This window comes from Vibrio sp. L3-7, assembly GCF_963898195.1.
In the GTDB taxonomy this organism is placed as follows: domain Bacteria; phylum Pseudomonadota; class Gammaproteobacteria; order Enterobacterales; family Vibrionaceae; genus Vibrio; species Vibrio echinoideorum.
Genome location: NZ_CAWQUW010000074.1, coordinates 11,577 through 27,992 on the forward strand (window position 1 = coordinate 11,577; position 16,416 = coordinate 27,992).

Consider the following 16,416-nt stretch of genomic DNA (forward strand, 5'->3'; position numbering starts at 1 on the left):
CATCTATTCCCATTAAAATAGGCGATAGATTCACTTGCGGTAAATACAACTATAAAAAAGCCGAAACCAAGGTTCCGACTTTTATGTTTTCATCTTACTGATTCATGAACTCACTAACCTAAGTTAGCTCGACTCACTAAATCGTGTAATGTTTGCGCCTAAAGCTGAAAGCTTATCTTCAATCTTATCGTAACCACGATCGATGTGGTAAATACGGTCAACGATGGTTTCGCCTTGAGCGATACAGCCTGCAATAACAAGACTCGCAGATGCACGAAGGTCCGTTGCCATTACTTGAGCGCCACTCAGTTTTTCCGTTTCACCACAGATAGCCGTGTTACCTTCGATTTCTGCTTTTGCACCCATTCGCTGTAATTCAGGAATGTGCATAAAGCGGTTTTCAAAGATAGTCTCAGTGATAACACCACTGCCCTTCGCCATCATATTAAGCAAGGTAAACTGCGCTTGCATGTCCGTTGGGAAACCCGGGTGAGGTGCAGTTACGATTTTCACCGCTTTCAACTCACGATCTGTCATATCAAGACTGATCCAGTCTTCGCCAGTTTCAACTTTCGCACCCGCTTCTTCAAGCTTCGCTAAAGCAGCTTCAAGAAGATGAGCGTTAGTATTACGACAAGTTACCTTACCGCCAGAAACAGCAGCAGCAACAAGGAAAGTACCGGTTTCAATGCGGTCAGCAACCACAGAGTGTTGACCACCACCAAGACGTTCGACGCCTTCGATAGTAATCGTGTCTGTACCTGCGCCAGAAATTTTAGCACCTAGCTTGTTTAAGAATTCAGCCGTATCAACAATTTCAGGCTCGCGCGCTGAGTTGTCTAATACTGTTGTGCCTTCTGCTAGCGTTGCTGCACACATGATAGTAATGGTGGCACCCACACTTACTTTATCCATCACGATGTGCGCGCCTTTCAGACGACCATCAACACTTGCCTTCACATAACCATCTTCCAATACAATGGTTGCACCTAGCTGTTCTAGGCCATGGATATGTAAATCGACAGGTCGAGCACCAATTGCACAACCACCAGGAAGTGACACTTGGCCTTCACCAAAACGAGCAACTAGAGGACCTAAAGCCCAGATAGAAGCACGCATTGTTTTCACTAAATCATACGGTGCGCAGAACTCGTTGATTTCGCGGCCATCAACGTGAACACTACCATTACGCGATACTTTTGCGCCTAAACGCTTAAGCAGTTCCATCGTAGTATCGATGTCACGTAGGTGAGGAACATTACTTACTTCAACTGGCTCTTCAGCAAGAATTGAAGCAAATAAGATAGGTAGCGCTGCATTTTTTGCGCCTGAGATCGTCACTTCACCGCTTAGCGGTTTGTCCGATCCAATAACTCGAAACTTTTCCATCATAAACCTTAAAGTGACATCAGTTTCTTATCACGTTCCCACTCTTCCGGCGTGAAAGCCTTAATAGAAAGAGCATGGATATCATTGCGTTGAATGTATTCCACTAGTGGGCCGTAGATTAGTTGCTGCTTCTTAACTCGACTCATGCCGTCAAAGCATTCATCAACCGCAACAACTTCGTAATGACTGCCTTCACCCTTCACGATAATTTCCTGAAGGTTCAGTGCCTCTGCTAATAATTCTTGTACTTTTGTGCTGTCCACAAATAGCTCCTGCCTAATTTTTTATGTGTTCTGCCATCATTGGCTGGATATTGCTCAATTGGAACAACGTTCGTAATTGTTCTGGCACGAAACTGAGCATTATATGACAGTTTTGATTTTTTGCATGCTCTAATAAGTGAATTAGCATCACCATTCCTGCTGAATCGACTCTATTTATATGGCTAAGGTCAATTTCAGCGCTCGATTCCGTCGTTTGCCACTTTTCTAATATACGCCAGATTGCAGGGACGCTATCTCGGTCTATATCCCCGAGAAGTTGATACTCTTTAGAGCTTAGTTCTTGCCATTGAGAGTGGCTCATTATTTACTACTCTCAAAACGAATAGGTTGTGTAGCGAGTCTCTCTAGTTCATCAGCAACAGTCAAGATACCTTCTTGACGAATCTTAGTATTCCACTCTGATTGCTTGCTTGATAGTAGACTAATACCTTCAGCAACCATATCAAAGGCCTTCCATTCGCCAGATTTCTTATCTTTGCGCAGCTTAAACTCAAGTTTAATATTTGGTCTTGGTGTATCAATAATATCAACTTTGATACTGGTGATACGGCTATCCGGTTTGACCTTTTGCTCAGGGCCAAATTGAATAGTCTGATCAGTATATTGAGTCAACACTTGAGCGTAAGAAGAAACGAGATATTTACGGAATGCATCGATAAATACACGCACGTCTTTTCTGTCCGCGCCCTTTAAGTTTGGCCCTAGAAGCTTAAGTGCCGCATATTGAGCATTTACATAAGGCATCAACTCTTCTTCCACGATGACCTTCAACAACTCCGGATCTTCTTGGATATTGTTTTGTTCACTCTTTAAACGGTCAAAGGCAACTTCAGCAACCTGAGTCATCATCTGATAAGGCTGAGTACGATCGATAGTTTCTGCTGAAAAAGCTTGAGTCGACATCAGTAAAACAACCGCTGTCATGAACCATCGTTTCAATATCAGACTAGTCTCCAACATGCTCTTGGCCTTTAACATGAGATTAATCTTTAACATGAGACTACTCCTTAGCTTCTTTATCATCAGAGCCGCCAACGCTATACAATACTTGGCCGATCAAATCTTCTAGCACTAGTGCTGATTTGGTGTCTTCAATCGAGTCACCATCAACCAACATCTCTTCATCGTCAAAAATGAACCCTGGAACCAAACTGATGTACTGCTCACCGATTAAGCCTGACGTTAAGATTTGAGCACTAGAGGTATCAGGAAATTGTGAGTACTTCGCATCAATAGACAGTTTAACAACAGGTAAGTAACTTTCCGTATCAAGCTGAATGCTCTGAACTCGGCCAACAACCACGCCACCAACCTTCACCGGTGAGCGAACTTTCAAGCTACCAATGTTGTCGAACGTCGCTTTTAAGTTGTAAGTATGGTTTGAACCTAAGCCTTTTACGTCAGCGACTTGAAAGATCATGATTAAGATTGCGCAAATTCCGGCAATAACAAAGGTGCCGACCCATAATTCTAATTTTCGAGTTTGTTGCATGATTAATTCCCAAACATCAATGCGGTAAGAACAAAATCTAGCCCTAGTACCGCTAGAGAAGAGTGCACAACTGTGCGTGTGGTTGCCTGACTAATACCTTCAGAGGTCGGTACTGCATCATAGCCATTAAAAAGTGCGATCCAAGTTACGGTGATAGCGAAAACCATGCATTTGATCATGCTGTTACCAATGTCTCGACCAAGCTCAACTGAAGACTGCATTGCAGACCAAAAGCTACCGTGGTCAATGCCCTTCCAATCAACACCAACTAACTGACCACCCCAAATCCCTACCGCCATAAAGATCATAGCAAGTAGAGGCATTGAGATAAGCCCCGCCCAAAGACGTGGCGCAATAATGCGTTTAAGAGGGTCTACCGCCATCATCTCCAGACTAGAAATCTGTTCGGTTGCTTTCATTAAGCCGATCTCAGCAGTCAAAGCTGAACCAGCCCGTCCGGCAAATAACAGTGCAGTGACCACAGGGCCCAACTCACGTAACAATGAAAGTGCGACCATTTGACCAAGGTTGCCTTCAGCTCCGTAGTCGATTAATACGACATAACCCTGCAAGCTAAGCACCATGCCAATAAATAGACCCGAAACCAAAATAATAGCCAATGACTGAACGCCAACGCTATAGAGTTGTTTTACTAATAAGGGGAAGTTTTTTAGTTTCGGAATACCAAACAGAGCCCCAAACAACATCAGGCTTGCTCGACCAACTGACTCGCAGATCGCAAGTGTACGTTTACCGACACCCGCAATAGTTTTGGCTATCATATTAGAACAAATCCTCTTCTAAACTTTTCGCAGGAAACCTAAATGGTACAGGGCCATCCGCGTCGCCTTGTAAAAATTGTTGTACTCGCGGATCACTATTGTTGTACAACTCATCAGGCGAACCTGATGCAATGATCTTCCCATCTGCAAGTAAGTAAACCCAATCAGCAATGCTCATCACTTCAGGGACATCATGCGATACGACAATCGAGGTTAAGCCCAAAGCTTGACTGAGGTTTCGGATGAGTTCAACCAAGACGCCCATGGTAATTGGATCTTGGCCAACAAAAGGTTCGTCGTACATTATCAGTTCCGGGTCTAACGCTATCGCACGAGCCAACGCAGCTCGTCTCGCCATACCACCAGACAGTTCGCTTGGCATTAATTCTGCTGCCCCTCGTAAACCGACCGCTTCAAGCTTGAGTAATACGATAGTACGGATGAATTTTTCATTCAGTTCGGTGTGTTCTCGCAACGGAAATGCCACATTATCAAACACATTGAGATCCGTAAAAAGTGCACCCGATTGGAAAAGCATGCTCATTTTTTTACGTGCTTGATAGAGCTTTCGACGTGATAATGCGGGGATATTGTCCCCATCAAACCAAACTTCACCGCTATCTGGCGGTAATTGCCCGCCAATCAGGCGCAGCAACGTCGTTTTACCGATCCCTGATGGCCCCATGATTGCGGTTATTTTTCCTTGAGGTACTTCTAAACTGATGTCATCAAAGATAACTCGTTCACCTCGAGAGAAACTTAGGTTCTTAACTTTTACAAGCTCAGTATTCAACATGATCTTGTTGTTTCCTTGCTCTAAAAAACGCCAATTATGGCTGCAATAATAATGAGTCTACTTTAGAATTAAAAGCACTGTTCAATTAATTATAAAAAACAGAAAACAATGGCAGGGATTTGAAAGCATTAAGAAATTCCTCATTTAGCTACATTTCTTTACTACTAACTGGGAATTAATTTGTCGAGTGACTTCCCTTTTATCTAGCAACAAGTCAAAATTAGCGGTTAATTCTCCGTTTTTTATTAATTTTTAGGAATCATCATGCTTGAAGCGATTGCGTTTCTCATTATCGGTCTAGGTTTTTTGGTGTGGAGTGCAGATAAACTGGTCTATGGTGCCGCTGCTCTTGCTCGCAACTTCGGTATCTCACCACTAGTTATCGGTATGACGATTCTAGCAATGGGCTCTTCGGCCCCAGAAATGATGGTTTCAGCAACAGCCGCGCTTGACGGAAAAACAGATACAGCTGTAGGTAACGTTCTCGGTTCAAACATCGCCAACATCGCACTGATCTTAGGTATTACAGCGCTTATCAAACCGCTATCAATTAGCTCTGGCGTGATTCGCCGTGAACTACCATTAATGATAGGTGTCACTCTATTAGCAGGCGCACTGTTATGGGATAACCACTTAGGCTTTTATGAAGGCGTGTTGTTATTTGTTCTTTTTGCCGCTTTCTTGTTTGCCATGCTGCAAATCAGCCGCAGTGAGAAAAAGAACGGTGACGCCTTCCTTGAGGACCAAGAATCTGAAGTTCCAGAGGGCGTAAGCAACCCTAAAGCAGCAATGTGGGTGGTGGTTGGTCTAATTATCTTGCCCATAGCTGCCAATGTGTTGGTTGATAACGCGGTTGTTATCGCGAAGTTCTTTGGCATGAGCGACCTTGTAATTGGTTTAACTATCATTGCCGTTGGCACCAGCCTACCTGAACTTGCAGCATCACTTGCAGGCGTAATGAAGGGCGAAGACGACATGGCCGTGGGTAATATCATCGGTTCAAACGTATTCAACATTCTTGCTGTTATGGGTATTCCGGGCATCTTAAACCCTTCAATCTTAAGTGAGTTTGCTATGGGGCGAGACTTCTGGGTAATGCTCGGTGTGTCACTTTTACTTGTGGTAATGGCGTTAGGAAAATCTCGTAGTGTCAATCGAATTGAAGGCAGCGTCTTAATTGTGACGTTCGTGGCCTACCAAAGTTATTTACTAATGAACATGTCGGCTTAATTTTTTGATTTAACTTCTCGTACTTGGAGTATTTGATGTCTCAGCCATTTGATTATCGCAGTGTTGCAAAACAAGTTTTGGAAACCGAAGTTGCAGGTCTCACCCAATTAGACCAATATTTTAATGATGACTTTTGCAAAGCTTGCGACCTTATCCTGAACAACAAAGGAAAAGTGGTTGTGATGGGCATGGGTAAATCTGGTCATATTGGCAACAAAATAGCGGCCACGCTGGCAAGTACAGGTACATCCGCTTTCTTTGTGCACCCGGGTGAAGCGGCACATGGCGATTTAGGTATGATCGAGCCTGGCGATATTGTTATTGCAATATCTAACTCTGGCGAGTCAGGAGAAATCCTCAGCCTATTCCCTGTGTTAAAGCGTTTAAGCATCAAGATTATCAGCATGACAGGCAAACCAGCATCGAACATGGCAACCTTGTCTGATATCCATTTACAAATTTCAGTACCAGAGGAAGCTTGCCCATTAGGCTTAGCTCCAACAACGAGTACTACAGCGACCTTAGTCATGGGCGATGCATTAGCTGTTGCACTGTTACAGGCGAGAGGCTTTACGGCTCAAGACTTCGCACTGTCACACCCAGGTGGCGCTTTAGGTCGTCAACTGTTGCTGAAACTTGACGACATCATGCACACAGGAGAAGCTCTTCCTGTCGTAGCACCGGACGCGCTAGTAAGAGATGCTCTACTCGAGATATCTCAGAAAGGCTTGGGAATGACAGCGATCGTGAATAACGATGGTCAAATGGCTGGTATTTTTACCGATGGTGATTTACGCCGCATCTTAGACAAACGCGTCGATATCCATAGCACTCAGATCGGCGACGTGATGACGCTTAATCCTACGGTAGCAGAGCCAAACATGCTTGCGGTTGAAGGTCTTAATTTGATGCAAGCGAAAAGCATTAATGGTCTGATGTTGTGCCATGAAGGTAAATTAGTCGGAGCTTTAAACATGCATGACTTACTGAAAGCAGGAGTAATGTAATGACGCAGACAGTTGAAACGTTATACGGCACTGTAGATTCGGACGTATTTGCAATAGCAAAAGAGATCAAACTGCTAATTTGCGATGTCGATGGCGTATTCTCAGATGGTCGCATCTACATGGGCAACAACGGTGAAGAGTTAAAAACCTTTCATACACGTGATGGTTACGGCATCAAATCATTGATGAATGCCGGTATTGAAATCGCAATCATCACTGGTCGTAAATCTCAAATTGTTGAAAACCGAATGACCGCCCTTGGTATTAAACTTATTTACCAAGGCCAAGATGATAAAGTAAAAGCATATTATGATATTTGCGATAAGCTTTCTGTTGATCCTGAAAATACGGGTTACATCGGCGACGATCTGATTGACTGGCCGGTGATGGAAAAAGTGGGCTTAAAAGTATGTGTCGCAGATGGACACCCATTGCTAGCTCAGCGAGCGAATTACGTGACAACCATTAACGGTGGCTATGGTGCTGTACGTGAAGTCTGTGACCTTATTCTGCAAGCAAGAAATGAACTCGACGTGCATAAAGGTTTAAGCATATGAGTTTTACTCGTATTATCTATTTAATACTCATATTTATTGCTTCTTGGTCAACTTATTACTTGTTCGACAAAGAGCAAACATCAATGATACAAGTGGCTCCAAATTTGGAGCTACCCGCTTTTAGCGGCAAGAGTTTGAACAACATTAGTTATGACCAAACTGGTATTCGTAGCTATCAAGTTGAATCGACTTATTTAGAACACTACTCAGTGGTTGGCGATACGCACTTTCAAAACCCGGTTCTTTCGGTATTCCGTGAAGGACACACGATTGAATGGCAAGTCACCGCTGATCGCGCGATTATGGATGAGGATCAAGTTGTCACTTTTTATGACAACGTTGTGGCAAAGAATCTGTTGCCAGAAGCCAGTTTCGATACCATGACCACAGATAAAATGGTTGTTGAGCTGACTAGCCGAGATTTTTATTCAGAGACTCCGGTCCATATGATCGGTACATTTTTTGAAACTGAGGGGCAAGCAATGAAAGGTAACTTCGGTACCAACAATGCAACTCTCTTTAATTCTGTTCAAGGTAGATATGAAACTCTTACACCTTAGTTTATTCGCTTTGACTCTTGCGGCACCTAGTGTCTATGCCCTGTCTTCGGACAGCGAGCAGCCTGTCTACATCGACTCAGACAGCCAGCAATTGGATATGAAAAGTAACCAAGTGACTTTCCTTGGTGATGTAAACCTTAAGCAAGGTAGCATCAATATCAATGCCGATAAGGTCATTGTTACCCGAAATGCCGTCAACGGTGAGATTGAAGAAATTCAAGGCTACGGTAAGCCTGCAACCTTCTCTCAACTAACTGATGATGGGAAAACACTTTATGGCGAAGCTGACGATTTACATTATCAGCTTATTGCTGACAAATTGATCATGACCAAAAATGCAATGCTCTCTCAAGATGGCAGCATCATCCGTGGCTCTAAAATCACTTACCAAATAGCTTCTCAGAAACTGGTTGCCGATAGTGATAGCAGTGAGCGTGTATCAACGGTTTTACAACCAGCGGAAGTGAATAAGTAACCATGGCCGTACTTAAAGCAAAAAATCTAGCAAAAACGTACAGTAAGCGCAAAGTGGTTACCGATGTAAGCTTGCAGGTAGAGTCTGGTCAAATCGTTGGGCTACTTGGACCTAACGGTGCGGGTAAAACCACCTCTTTTTACATGATTGTAGGTCTGGTTGCGCGTGACGAAGGTACTATCAGTATTGACGATCGAGACATCAGTATTTTGCCAATGCACAGTCGCTCACGCCTTGGTATCGGTTACCTCCCTCAGGAAGCTTCGATTTTCCGGAAGTTGTCAGTAGAGAACAACATCATGGCCGTTTTACAAACCCGTGATGAGATGACTAACGAGCAACGCCAAGATAAGCTAGAAGACCTTCTAGAAGAATTCCACATTCAACATATCCGTACCAGTAATGGTATGGCGCTGTCGGGCGGTGAACGTCGTCGTGTTGAGATTGCTCGTGCACTGGCAGCAAACCCTCAGTTCATTCTACTGGATGAACCCTTTGCTGGTGTTGACCCTATCTCGGTTATTGATATCAAAAAAATCATTGTTCACCTGCGTGATCGCGGCTTGGGCGTTTTGATTACCGACCACAACGTTCGTGAAACATTAGACGTGTGTGAAAAAGCTTACATCGTAAGCCAAGGACACCTGATTGCAGAAGGTACTCCTGAAGATGTTCTCAATAACGAACAAGTTAAACAAGTTTATCTAGGCGAACAATTCCGTCTATGATTATATAGAGTATCGAGAGTTCTTAGAATAATAACTAGGTAAGTACCACTGAATGAAACCCTCATTACAACTTAAGCTAGGCCAACAGTTAGCAATGACTCCTCAATTGCAGCAAGCGATACGTTTGTTGCAATTGTCTACATTAGATTTGCAGCAAGAGATTCAAGAAGCACTAGAATCCAACCCACTACTCGATGTCGAAGAAGGCAATGAAGAAACGCCTACATCAGAAGAGAAACCTAGCAGTGAAGAGAAAGAAACAGTTGAAACCGCAGAAGCGGACTTACCTGATAGCTCCGAATTAATCGAAAAATCAGAGATTGGCAACGAACTAGAAATCGACACAACTTGGGAAGATGTCTACAGTGCAAACACCGGAAATACCGGCATTGCAATTGATGATGACATGCCCGTTTATCAGGGTGAAACAACTGAAAGCCTGCACGATTACCTACTTTGGCAACTCGACCTAACACCATTCACTGAAACGGATAGAAGCATAGCTTTTGCGCTGATCGATGCCATTGATGACTATGGGTATCTCACCGTATCTTGTGAAGACATCTTGGAAAACTTCGATAACGAAGAGATCGAGCTTGATGAAATCGAAGCGGTTCGCAAACGCATTCAGCAGTTTGACCCTTTAGGTGTCGGCTCAGTGAATTTACAAGATTGCTTGTTATTACAACTGGCAACCTTCCCCAAAGATACCCCTTGGCTCAATGAAGCTAAGTTAGTACTCACTAGCCATATCAACCAACTAGGCAATCGTGATTACAAACTCGTAATCAAAGAAACCAAATTGAAAGAAGCAGAACTGCGTGAAGTTTTGCAGCTTATTCAACAACTGGATCCTCGCCCGGGCAGCAAAATTACACCGGATGAAACTGAATATGTTGTTCCTGATGTATCGGTCTTCAAAGATCTTGGCAAATGGTTAGTCACCATAAACCCTGACAGCGTGCCTAAGCTAAAGGTAAATCAACAATACGCAGACCTTAGTAATAAAGGTAGCAGCGTAGATAACCAGTTCATTCGCTCAAATTTGCAAGAAGCAAAATGGCTAATTAAGAGCCTAGAAAGCCGAAATGAGACGCTACTCAAAGTTGCGCGATGCATTGTTGAACATCAGCGTGATTTCTTCGAACATGGCGAAGAAGCGATGAAACCAATGGTTCTCAACGATGTTGCATTAGCCGTTGATATGCATGAATCCACAATATCTCGTGTGACGACTCAAAAATTCATGCATACACCACGTGGCATCTTCGAACTCAAATATTTTTTCTCAAGTCATGTCAGTACCGACAATGGCGGTGAGTGTTCATCTACAGCAATTCGCGCGCTCATTAAGAAGCTTGTCGCGGCGGAAAATACCGCGAAACCTCTAAGTGATAGTAAGATTGCTGCTTTACTGGCTGACCAAGGAATTCAGGTAGCTAGACGTACCATAGCGAAATACCGTGAGTCTCTGGGCATTGCCCCATCGAGTCAGCGTAAACGCCTGCTATAAGCTAATTTAGTCACTATTTACTTAGTAGTTATAATCAGGCAACCAACTGAAAAGGAAAGTCTATGCAAATCAATATTCAAGGCCATCACGTTGATCTTACCGATTCAATGCAAGACTATGTTCACACTAAATTCGACAAACTTGAACGCTTTTTTGACCATATCAATAGTATTCAAGTTGTTTTAAAAGTTGAGAAAATTAATCAGATTGCAGAAGCGACCCTTCATATAAATCAAGGCGAAATTCATGCAACAGCAACAGATGAAAGTATGTATGCTGCGATTGATTCATTAGTTGATAAACTCGTCCGTCAACTCAACAAACACAAAGAAAAGCTAAGTAGTCACTAACATGCAATTAAGCGAAGTACTTTCATTGGACTGCACCAAAAGTGCAGTCCAATGCACAAGCAAAAAAAGAGCCCTTGAGCTCATCAGTCAGATCGCAGCTGAAAGCTGTGGTCAAGATTCAACAGAACTGTTTGAGTGCATGTTGAGCCGCGAAAAAATGGGCAGTACAGGTATTGGTAATGGCATAGCTATTCCCCATGCTCGTATGAATGTCAGTGACAAAGCAATTGCTGTGTTACTTCAATGCCAAGATCCAATCGAATTTGATGCGATTGATAACCGTCCTGTCGACCTACTATTTGCTCTGCTTGTTCCAAGTGAACAATGCAAGGAGCATCTAAAAACCCTTTCTTGTATGGCAGAACGACTTAACGACAAACAGACTCTTAAACAGTTGCGTAACGCTCAGAGTGATCAAGAGCTTTACGACATCATGGTTCAAGTACCAACTTGCGAGCAATAACATGCGATTAATCGTTGTTAGTGGCCAATCAGGAGCCGGTAAAAGTGTTGCGCTACGGGTCCTAGAAGACTTGGGATATTACTGTGTCGATAATCTACCAGTAAATCTGCTCAACGACTTCGTCGAATCAGTACGCGAAATCAATCAAAACGTTGCTGTTAGCATTGATATTCGCAACCTACCGAAAGAGCCTCAACTAGTAACAGATACGCTAGAACAGCTTGAGTCTGCCACTGATATAGATGTGAACGTGTTGTTCCTAGATGCAAGCAAGCAGACGCTACTTAAACGCTATAGCGAAACTCGCCGAATCCACCCCTTATCAATTGGCCAAGAAAAGCTATCCCTTGAACAGGCTATCGATTTAGAGAAAAACCTCCTGACGCCTCTCGCTGAGCAAGCTTGTATCGTGATTGATAGCAGTGACTGCAATCTTTACGAGTTGAGTGAGAAAGTTCGCTTTAAAGTCGAGGGTAAAGAGAAGCAAGAGTTGATTATTGTTTTTCAATCTTTCGGTTTTAAGTTTGGTCTACCAAGCGATGCCGACTATGTGTTTGATGTTCGATTTTTGCCAAATCCTCACTGGGAACCCGCTCTGAGACCATTAACCGGTCTCGATGCACCAATCCACTCTTTTTTAGAAAAACACCCAGAAGTTCTTGAACTCAAGCAACAGATCCAAGGCTTTGTTGAACAATGGTTGCCAATGTTAGAGAAGAACAATCGCAGTTACCTGACTGTCGCGATTGGCTGTACTGGCGGCAAGCATAGATCGGTTTATCTGACTCAGAAAATTGGCGAGTATTTCGAACAACTTGGACATCAAGTTCAAATTAGACACGCCTCCCTAGAGAAGCACCAACAGGGCTAACCATGGAATTAACTCGAACTGTACTGATCCAAAATCGTTTGGGTCTTCACGCTAGAGCAGCTGTAAAGCTGGTTGAGCTTGCACAAAGCTTTGATGCCACAATCACTATCCATAGTGAAGAAGATAAAATCGCAACTGCAGACAGCGTTATGGGGCTACTTATGCTGGAGTCAGCACAAGGGCAACATATCAAGATTCAAACAGCAGGCACCGATTCACAGCAGGCTCTTGATGCCGTCTGCCAACTAATTGAAGCCAAGTTTGATGAGGGTGAGTAGCGAAAACGCTTCACTGACCACACCTAAGACTCAAACAACGAACCAATCAATATTAAATCTTAGTTCTACCTAAGTTAATGATTTAAATAAGCCCCAGAATTAAGTTACTATTCCAAGCATTGTTAGAATAATGAGATAGGAGGAAAATATGGCAGAGCAATTAGAATTCGACCAAGCTCACCAAACCCTCCAAGAAGTCAGCGAAGCCCTAGAAAACGGCCGATTTGTTCACGTACGCCGACAACTTCAGGACATGGAACCTGAAGATATTGCACACCTTTTAGAAGCCTCCCCTCGCAAAAGTCGTGATGTACTCTGGCAACTTACCGATCCCGAAGACTACGGTGAAATTCTTGATGAGCTAAACGAAGACGTCAAAGATGCTCTTGTGTCGAAAATGGCGCCTGAGACATTAGCAGAAGCAACCGAAGGCATGGAAACCGATGACGTCGCGTACGTACTTCGAAGTCTGCCCGACGATGTCTCTCGCGAAGTCCTTTCTCAAATGGACTCCGTCGATCGTGCACTAGTTGAAACCGCACTGTCGTACCCTGAAGATTCAGCCGGTGCGATTATGAACACCGACGTAATCACGATTCGTGGTGATGTCGATGTCGATGTTGTGTTGCGTTATCTGCGCATGCGCGGCGAACTTCCGGACGCAACCGATGCTCTGTATGTTATCGACGACGATGAACGCCTCATTGGTAACCTATCGCTCAGCACACTGATTACGACGCAACCCGATGTGGCGGTTTCAGAAGTAATGGAAGATGCAGACGAAGCGATCGCAGTTGAAACCAGTGCCTCTGATATTGCCAGTCTATTTGAACGTCGTAATTGGGTTTCTGCACCAGTCGTTGATAGGAACCAACACCTTGTGGGTCGTATCACGATCGATGATGTGGTTGATGTCATTCGTGAAGATGCCGAGCACTCAATGATGAGTATGGCGGGTATGGACGATGACGAAGATACCTTCGCTCCGGTCGTAAAATCCGCTCGTCGTCGTAGTGTGTGGTTAGGCGCAAATGTTTTGGCAGCACTCGCAGCAGCGTCTGTGTCTAACATGTTTGAGGCGACACTGAATGAGATGGCAGCCATCGCTGTTTTGATGACCATAGTACCGTCCATGGGTGGTGTTGCTGGTAACCAAACCGTCGCCTTGGTAATTCGAGGTTTAGCACTTGGTCACATCGGTGACAGTAACAAACGTGAATTACTGCTCAAAGAAGCCTCTATCGGCTTCCTTAACGGCATCCTATGGGCTGTTATCATTGGTGGTATCGTTGTAGCTTGGAAAGGCAATTGGATACTGGGAGGAATCATCTCAGCGGCGATGATGACCAACTTGCTCGTCGCCGGTATTGCTGGTGTTACTATTCCTGTGATGCTGAAGAAGATGAATATCGACCCTGCCCTCGCTGGTGGTATGGCTCTGACCACAGTAACCGATGTTATTGGCCTATCGGTATTCTTAGGCTTAGCAACCATTCTTATCTAAACCATACTTATCTAGTGTGAATAAACAGATGGCCGATTTTAAGATAGGACGCCGAATACAAAAAGGGAGCCAATGGCTCCCTTTTTTAATGCGTCAGATTTAAATTTCAGATTTAAGTCTCATGTTTAAACTAAAGCCAATTAAGTAAATTACTCACCCGCGACTTTCATCGATTCAAGCAAGATAGAGCCTGTTTGAATTTGTGAACGCGTTTCAACATCGTTACCGACCGCAACAATCTGAGTAAACATGTCTTTTAGATTACCTGCAATAGTCACTTCCGATACTGGGTATTGGATCTCTCCGTTTTCAACCCAGAAACCCGCAGCGCCACGAGAGTAATCGCCAGTAACGGTATTCACGCCTTGCCCCATGACTTCAGTAACAAGGAAACCAGTGCCGAGCTCTTTTAGCATCTGCTCAAAGTTTTGTCCGGTCGAGTTAACGAACCAGTTATGAATACCACCAGCATGGCCTGTTGGTGTCATATCCATTTTACGTGCAGCGTAGCTGGTTAGTAGGTAAGTTGCTAACACACCATCGGTGATGATTTCACAGTCTTGAGTGTAAACACCTTCACTATCAAATGGGCTCGAAGCCAGACCACGTAAGAGGTGTGGACGCTCTGAGATATTGAACCAATCAGGTAGAATTTTCTGACCTAAGTGATCTAACAAGAAAGATGATTTACGGTAAAGGTTACCGCCACTAATCGCCATCACAAGGTGACCAATGAGGCCTGTCGCGACATCGTTAGCGAACATAATTGGGTATTGGCCTGTTGGTAGCTTTCTAGCATCCAAGCGGCTGACAGTCTTTTCTGCAGCTTCTTGACCGACACGTTCAGGTGTCCATAGCTCATCACGGTGACGTGCAACTGTGTAGCTGTAGTCTCGTTCCATTTCACCGTTAGCGCCTTGACCAATCACACAACAGCTCGTGCTATGGCGACTTGAGGCGTAGCTCGCGAGTAAACCGTGACTATTACCATAAACCTTAACGCCATAATGGCTGTCATAGCTTGCGCCATCACTTTGTTTGATCTTGTCGCTATAAGCTAACGCTTGTCTCTCAGCAGCAATCGCAATCTCAGCGGCATAGTCAGGATTTGGTTCATCAGGATGAAAAAGATCCAAATCTGGAATTTCTTTCACCATGTATTCTTTTGCGGCTGGACCTGCAAACGGATCTTCAGAGGTATATTGAGCAATATCCAATGCAGCAGCGACAGTTTGAGCAATCGCCTTTTCACTTAGATCAGATGTGGATGCACTGCCTTTCTTCTGGCCGCGATAAACAGTAATACCTAGTGCACCATCACTATTGAATTCAACGTTTTCCACTTCACACATACGTGTTGAAACACTTAAACCCGTTGACTTAGTAATAGCGACCTCAGCTGCGTCTGCACTCACTGACGCCATATCCAACGCTTTAGCTACTGCGGCTTCTAGCTCAACTCTTTGCTGGGCGACTTGCTGTTTTACATCCATATCTATTCTAATTTTTTAGGTCAATATTACGTAGGATAACAAGAATTTCGCTTTCTCCCCAAGATTCTTGCTAAAATAGGCAATATATTCGTTTGAGATAGTGACATAGGCAGAAAAGATGGCTCGCAAAAACCAAAAAGCCCCATGGGAACCAGAAGAAGAAATCATCTGGGTAAGTAAGACAGAAATGAAAACGGACATGGATGCCCTGCAAAAGCTGGGAGAAGAGCTTGTTGAACTAAAGCCTTCTATTCTTGATAAGTTCCCTTTGTCTGAAGACCTGGCACAAGCGATTAAAGATGCACAACGCTTTAAAAATGAAGCGAAGCGTCGTCAACTTCAATACATTGGCAAAGTAATGCGTAATGTAGATCCTGAGCCGATTCAAGCTGCTTTAGATAAAATACGTAACAAGCACTCACAAGCAACTGTTGAGCTTCATAAGCTTGAGCTACTGCGTGACCGTATTGTTGAAAAAGGTGATGCTGCAATTTCAGACGTTATGGAAACATACCCTGAAGCAGACCGTCAGCGTCTTCGTCAATTAGCTCGCCAAGCTAACAAAGAAAAATCAGCGAATAAGCCAGCGAAGGCTTCTCGCGAAATTTTTCAAATCTTAAAAGAGCTGAAGCAAGACCAGTAAT

The 16,416-nt window shown here is 43.9% G+C and carries 21 protein-coding genes; 13 read left to right on the plus strand and 8 right to left on the minus strand.

Annotated elements, in window-relative coordinates:
* Positions 1–123 precede the first annotated feature (123 nt).
* The 7 genes from murA to mlaF form a co-directional block, all read right to left on the minus strand.
* A complete protein-coding gene (gene murA / locus AACW75_RS25420; RefSeq protein ID WP_135458590.1) occupies positions 124–1,389 on the minus strand; it encodes a UDP-N-acetylglucosamine 1-carboxyvinyltransferase in 1,266 nt (421 codons plus the stop codon).
* An 8-nt stretch (positions 1,390–1,397) separates the two neighbouring features.
* Complete coding sequence (ibaG, locus tag AACW75_RS25425; protein WP_017073431.1) at positions 1,398–1,652, minus strand: BolA family iron metabolism protein IbaG; 255 nt, start codon at positions 1,650–1,652, stop codon at positions 1,398–1,400.
* 13 nt (positions 1,653–1,665) lie between these two features.
* Entirely contained in the window at positions 1,666–1,974 is a 309-nt protein-coding gene (locus AACW75_RS25430) for an STAS domain-containing protein (protein WP_017073432.1), read from the minus strand.
* Complete coding sequence (locus AACW75_RS25435; protein ID WP_135458608.1) at positions 1,974–2,597, minus strand: MlaC/ttg2D family ABC transporter substrate-binding protein; 624 nt, start codon at positions 2,595–2,597, stop codon at positions 1,974–1,976. The genes AACW75_RS25430 and AACW75_RS25435 overlap by 1 nt, the downstream gene beginning before the upstream one ends.
* A 76-nt stretch (positions 2,598–2,673) precedes the next feature.
* Complete coding sequence (mlaD, locus tag AACW75_RS25440) at positions 2,674–3,165, minus strand: outer membrane lipid asymmetry maintenance protein MlaD (RefSeq protein ID WP_017073434.1); 492 nt, start codon at positions 3,163–3,165, stop codon at positions 2,674–2,676.
* 2 nt (positions 3,166–3,167) lie between these two features.
* Positions 3,168–3,947: a lipid asymmetry maintenance ABC transporter permease subunit MlaE gene (gene mlaE, locus AACW75_RS25445; RefSeq protein ID WP_135458589.1), complete on the minus strand. Its 780-nt coding sequence runs from the start codon at positions 3,945–3,947 to the stop codon at positions 3,168–3,170.
* Position 3,948: 1 nt separating this feature from the next.
* Positions 3,949–4,743, minus strand: coding sequence for a phospholipid ABC transporter ATP-binding protein MlaF (mlaF, locus tag AACW75_RS25450; protein WP_017073436.1), 795 nt, complete (start codon positions 4,741–4,743; stop codon positions 3,949–3,951).
* Between the two features lie 264 nt (positions 4,744–5,007).
* On the opposite strand from mlaF, the gene AACW75_RS25455 reads away from it, so the two are divergent.
* The 12 genes from AACW75_RS25455 (at position 5,008) to mgtE (ending at position 14,279) form a co-directional block, all read left to right on the plus strand.
* Entirely contained in the window at positions 5,008–5,973 is a 966-nt protein-coding gene (locus tag AACW75_RS25455) for a calcium/sodium antiporter (protein ID WP_135458587.1), read from the plus strand.
* Positions 5,974–6,008: 35 nt separating this feature from the next.
* Positions 6,009–6,980, plus strand: a complete 972-nt coding sequence (gene kdsD, locus AACW75_RS25460) for an arabinose-5-phosphate isomerase KdsD (RefSeq protein ID WP_017073438.1) — start codon at positions 6,009–6,011, stop codon at positions 6,978–6,980.
* Entirely contained in the window at positions 6,980–7,537 is a 558-nt protein-coding gene (gene kdsC / locus AACW75_RS25465) for a 3-deoxy-manno-octulosonate-8-phosphatase KdsC (protein WP_102553816.1), read from the plus strand. The genes kdsD and kdsC overlap by 1 nt, the downstream gene beginning before the upstream one ends.
* On the plus strand, positions 7,534–8,097 hold the full coding sequence (gene lptC, locus AACW75_RS25470) for an LPS export ABC transporter periplasmic protein LptC (RefSeq protein WP_017073440.1): 564 nt from the start codon (positions 7,534–7,536) through the stop codon (positions 8,095–8,097). The genes kdsC and lptC overlap by 4 nt, the downstream gene beginning before the upstream one ends.
* Positions 8,078–8,572: a lipopolysaccharide transport periplasmic protein LptA gene (gene lptA, locus AACW75_RS25475; protein WP_017073441.1), complete on the plus strand. Its 495-nt coding sequence runs from the start codon at positions 8,078–8,080 to the stop codon at positions 8,570–8,572. The genes lptC and lptA overlap by 20 nt, the downstream gene beginning before the upstream one ends.
* A 2-nt stretch (positions 8,573–8,574) precedes the next feature.
* The gene (gene lptB / locus AACW75_RS25480) at positions 8,575–9,300 is read left to right on the plus strand and encodes an LPS export ABC transporter ATP-binding protein (RefSeq protein ID WP_004735304.1); all 726 of its coding nucleotides are present in this window, start codon (positions 8,575–8,577) and stop codon (positions 9,298–9,300) included.
* Positions 9,301–9,352: 52 nt separating this feature from the next.
* A complete protein-coding gene (locus AACW75_RS25485; RefSeq protein WP_017073442.1) occupies positions 9,353–10,813 on the plus strand; it encodes an RNA polymerase factor sigma-54 in 1,461 nt (486 codons plus the stop codon).
* Positions 10,814–10,875: 62 nt separating this feature from the next.
* Positions 10,876–11,163, plus strand: a complete 288-nt coding sequence (gene hpf, locus AACW75_RS25490) for a ribosome hibernation promoting factor (protein WP_017073443.1) — start codon at positions 10,876–10,878, stop codon at positions 11,161–11,163.
* Between the two features lies 1 nt (position 11,164).
* Entirely contained in the window at positions 11,165–11,626 is a 462-nt protein-coding gene (gene ptsN, locus AACW75_RS25495; RefSeq protein WP_145569950.1) for a PTS IIA-like nitrogen regulatory protein PtsN, read from the plus strand.
* 1 nt (position 11,627) lies between these two features.
* Positions 11,628–12,497, plus strand: coding sequence for an RNase adapter RapZ (gene rapZ / locus AACW75_RS25500; RefSeq protein WP_102553819.1), 870 nt, complete (start codon positions 11,628–11,630; stop codon positions 12,495–12,497).
* Positions 12,498–12,499: 2 nt separating this feature from the next.
* On the plus strand, positions 12,500–12,775 hold the full coding sequence (locus tag AACW75_RS25505) for an HPr family phosphocarrier protein (RefSeq protein ID WP_017073445.1): 276 nt from the start codon (positions 12,500–12,502) through the stop codon (positions 12,773–12,775).
* A 148-nt stretch (positions 12,776–12,923) separates the two neighbouring features.
* Positions 12,924–14,279 carry a magnesium transporter gene (gene mgtE / locus AACW75_RS25510; protein ID WP_017073446.1) on the plus strand — a complete coding sequence of 452 codons (1,356 nt, stop codon included), beginning with the start codon at positions 12,924–12,926 and terminating at the stop codon, positions 14,277–14,279.
* A gap of 149 nt (positions 14,280–14,428) precedes the next feature.
* Here the strand turns inward: mgtE and pmbA are convergent, their stop codons facing one another.
* A complete protein-coding gene (pmbA, locus tag AACW75_RS25515; RefSeq protein ID WP_145569951.1) occupies positions 14,429–15,772 on the minus strand; it encodes a metalloprotease PmbA in 1,344 nt (447 codons plus the stop codon).
* Positions 15,773–15,890: 118 nt separating this feature from the next.
* On the opposite strand from pmbA, the gene yjgA reads away from it, so the two are divergent.
* A complete protein-coding gene (gene yjgA / locus AACW75_RS25520) occupies positions 15,891–16,415 on the plus strand; it encodes a ribosome biogenesis factor YjgA (RefSeq protein WP_017073448.1) in 525 nt (174 codons plus the stop codon).
* The last annotated feature ends 1 nt before the right edge of the window (position 16,416 follow it).

Coding starts and splice junctions, on each gene's coding strand:
- murA (WP_135458590.1), bottom strand. CDS start 1,389: ATGGAAAAGTTTCGAGTTATTGGATCGGACAAACCGCTAAGCGGTGAA.
- AACW75_RS25430 (WP_017073432.1), bottom strand. CDS start 1,974: ATGAGCCACTCTCAATGGCAAGAACTAAGCTCTAAAGAGTATCAACTT.
- AACW75_RS25435 (WP_135458608.1), bottom strand. CDS start 2,597: ATGACAGCGGTTGTTTTACTGATGTCGACTCAAGCTTTTTCAGCAGAA.
- mlaD (WP_017073434.1), bottom strand. CDS start 3,165: ATGCAACAAACTCGAAAATTAGAATTATGGGTCGGCACCTTTGTTATT.
- mlaE (WP_135458589.1), bottom strand. CDS start 3,947: ATGATAGCCAAAACTATTGCGGGTGTCGGTAAACGTACACTTGCGATC.
- mlaF (WP_017073436.1), bottom strand. CDS start 4,743: ATGTTGAATACTGAGCTTGTAAAAGTTAAGAACCTAAGTTTCTCTCGA.
- AACW75_RS25455 (WP_135458587.1), top strand. CDS start 5,008: ATGCTTGAAGCGATTGCGTTTCTCATTATCGGTCTAGGTTTTTTGGTG.
- kdsD (WP_017073438.1), top strand. CDS start 6,009: ATGTCTCAGCCATTTGATTATCGCAGTGTTGCAAAACAAGTTTTGGAA.
- kdsC (WP_102553816.1), top strand. CDS start 6,980: ATGACGCAGACAGTTGAAACGTTATACGGCACTGTAGATTCGGACGTA.
- lptC (WP_017073440.1), top strand. CDS start 7,534: ATGAGTTTTACTCGTATTATCTATTTAATACTCATATTTATTGCTTCT.
- lptA (WP_017073441.1), top strand. CDS start 8,078: ATGAAACTCTTACACCTTAGTTTATTCGCTTTGACTCTTGCGGCACCT.
- lptB (WP_004735304.1), top strand. CDS start 8,575: ATGGCCGTACTTAAAGCAAAAAATCTAGCAAAAACGTACAGTAAGCGC.
- AACW75_RS25485 (WP_017073442.1), top strand. CDS start 9,353: ATGAAACCCTCATTACAACTTAAGCTAGGCCAACAGTTAGCAATGACT.
- hpf (WP_017073443.1), top strand. CDS start 10,876: ATGCAAATCAATATTCAAGGCCATCACGTTGATCTTACCGATTCAATG.
- ptsN (WP_145569950.1), top strand. CDS start 11,165: ATGCAATTAAGCGAAGTACTTTCATTGGACTGCACCAAAAGTGCAGTC.
- rapZ (WP_102553819.1), top strand. CDS start 11,628: ATGCGATTAATCGTTGTTAGTGGCCAATCAGGAGCCGGTAAAAGTGTT.
- AACW75_RS25505 (WP_017073445.1), top strand. CDS start 12,500: ATGGAATTAACTCGAACTGTACTGATCCAAAATCGTTTGGGTCTTCAC.
- mgtE (WP_017073446.1), top strand. CDS start 12,924: ATGGCAGAGCAATTAGAATTCGACCAAGCTCACCAAACCCTCCAAGAA.
- pmbA (WP_145569951.1), bottom strand. CDS start 15,772: ATGGATGTAAAACAGCAAGTCGCCCAGCAAAGAGTTGAGCTAGAAGCC.
- yjgA (WP_017073448.1), top strand. CDS start 15,891: ATGGCTCGCAAAAACCAAAAAGCCCCATGGGAACCAGAAGAAGAAATC.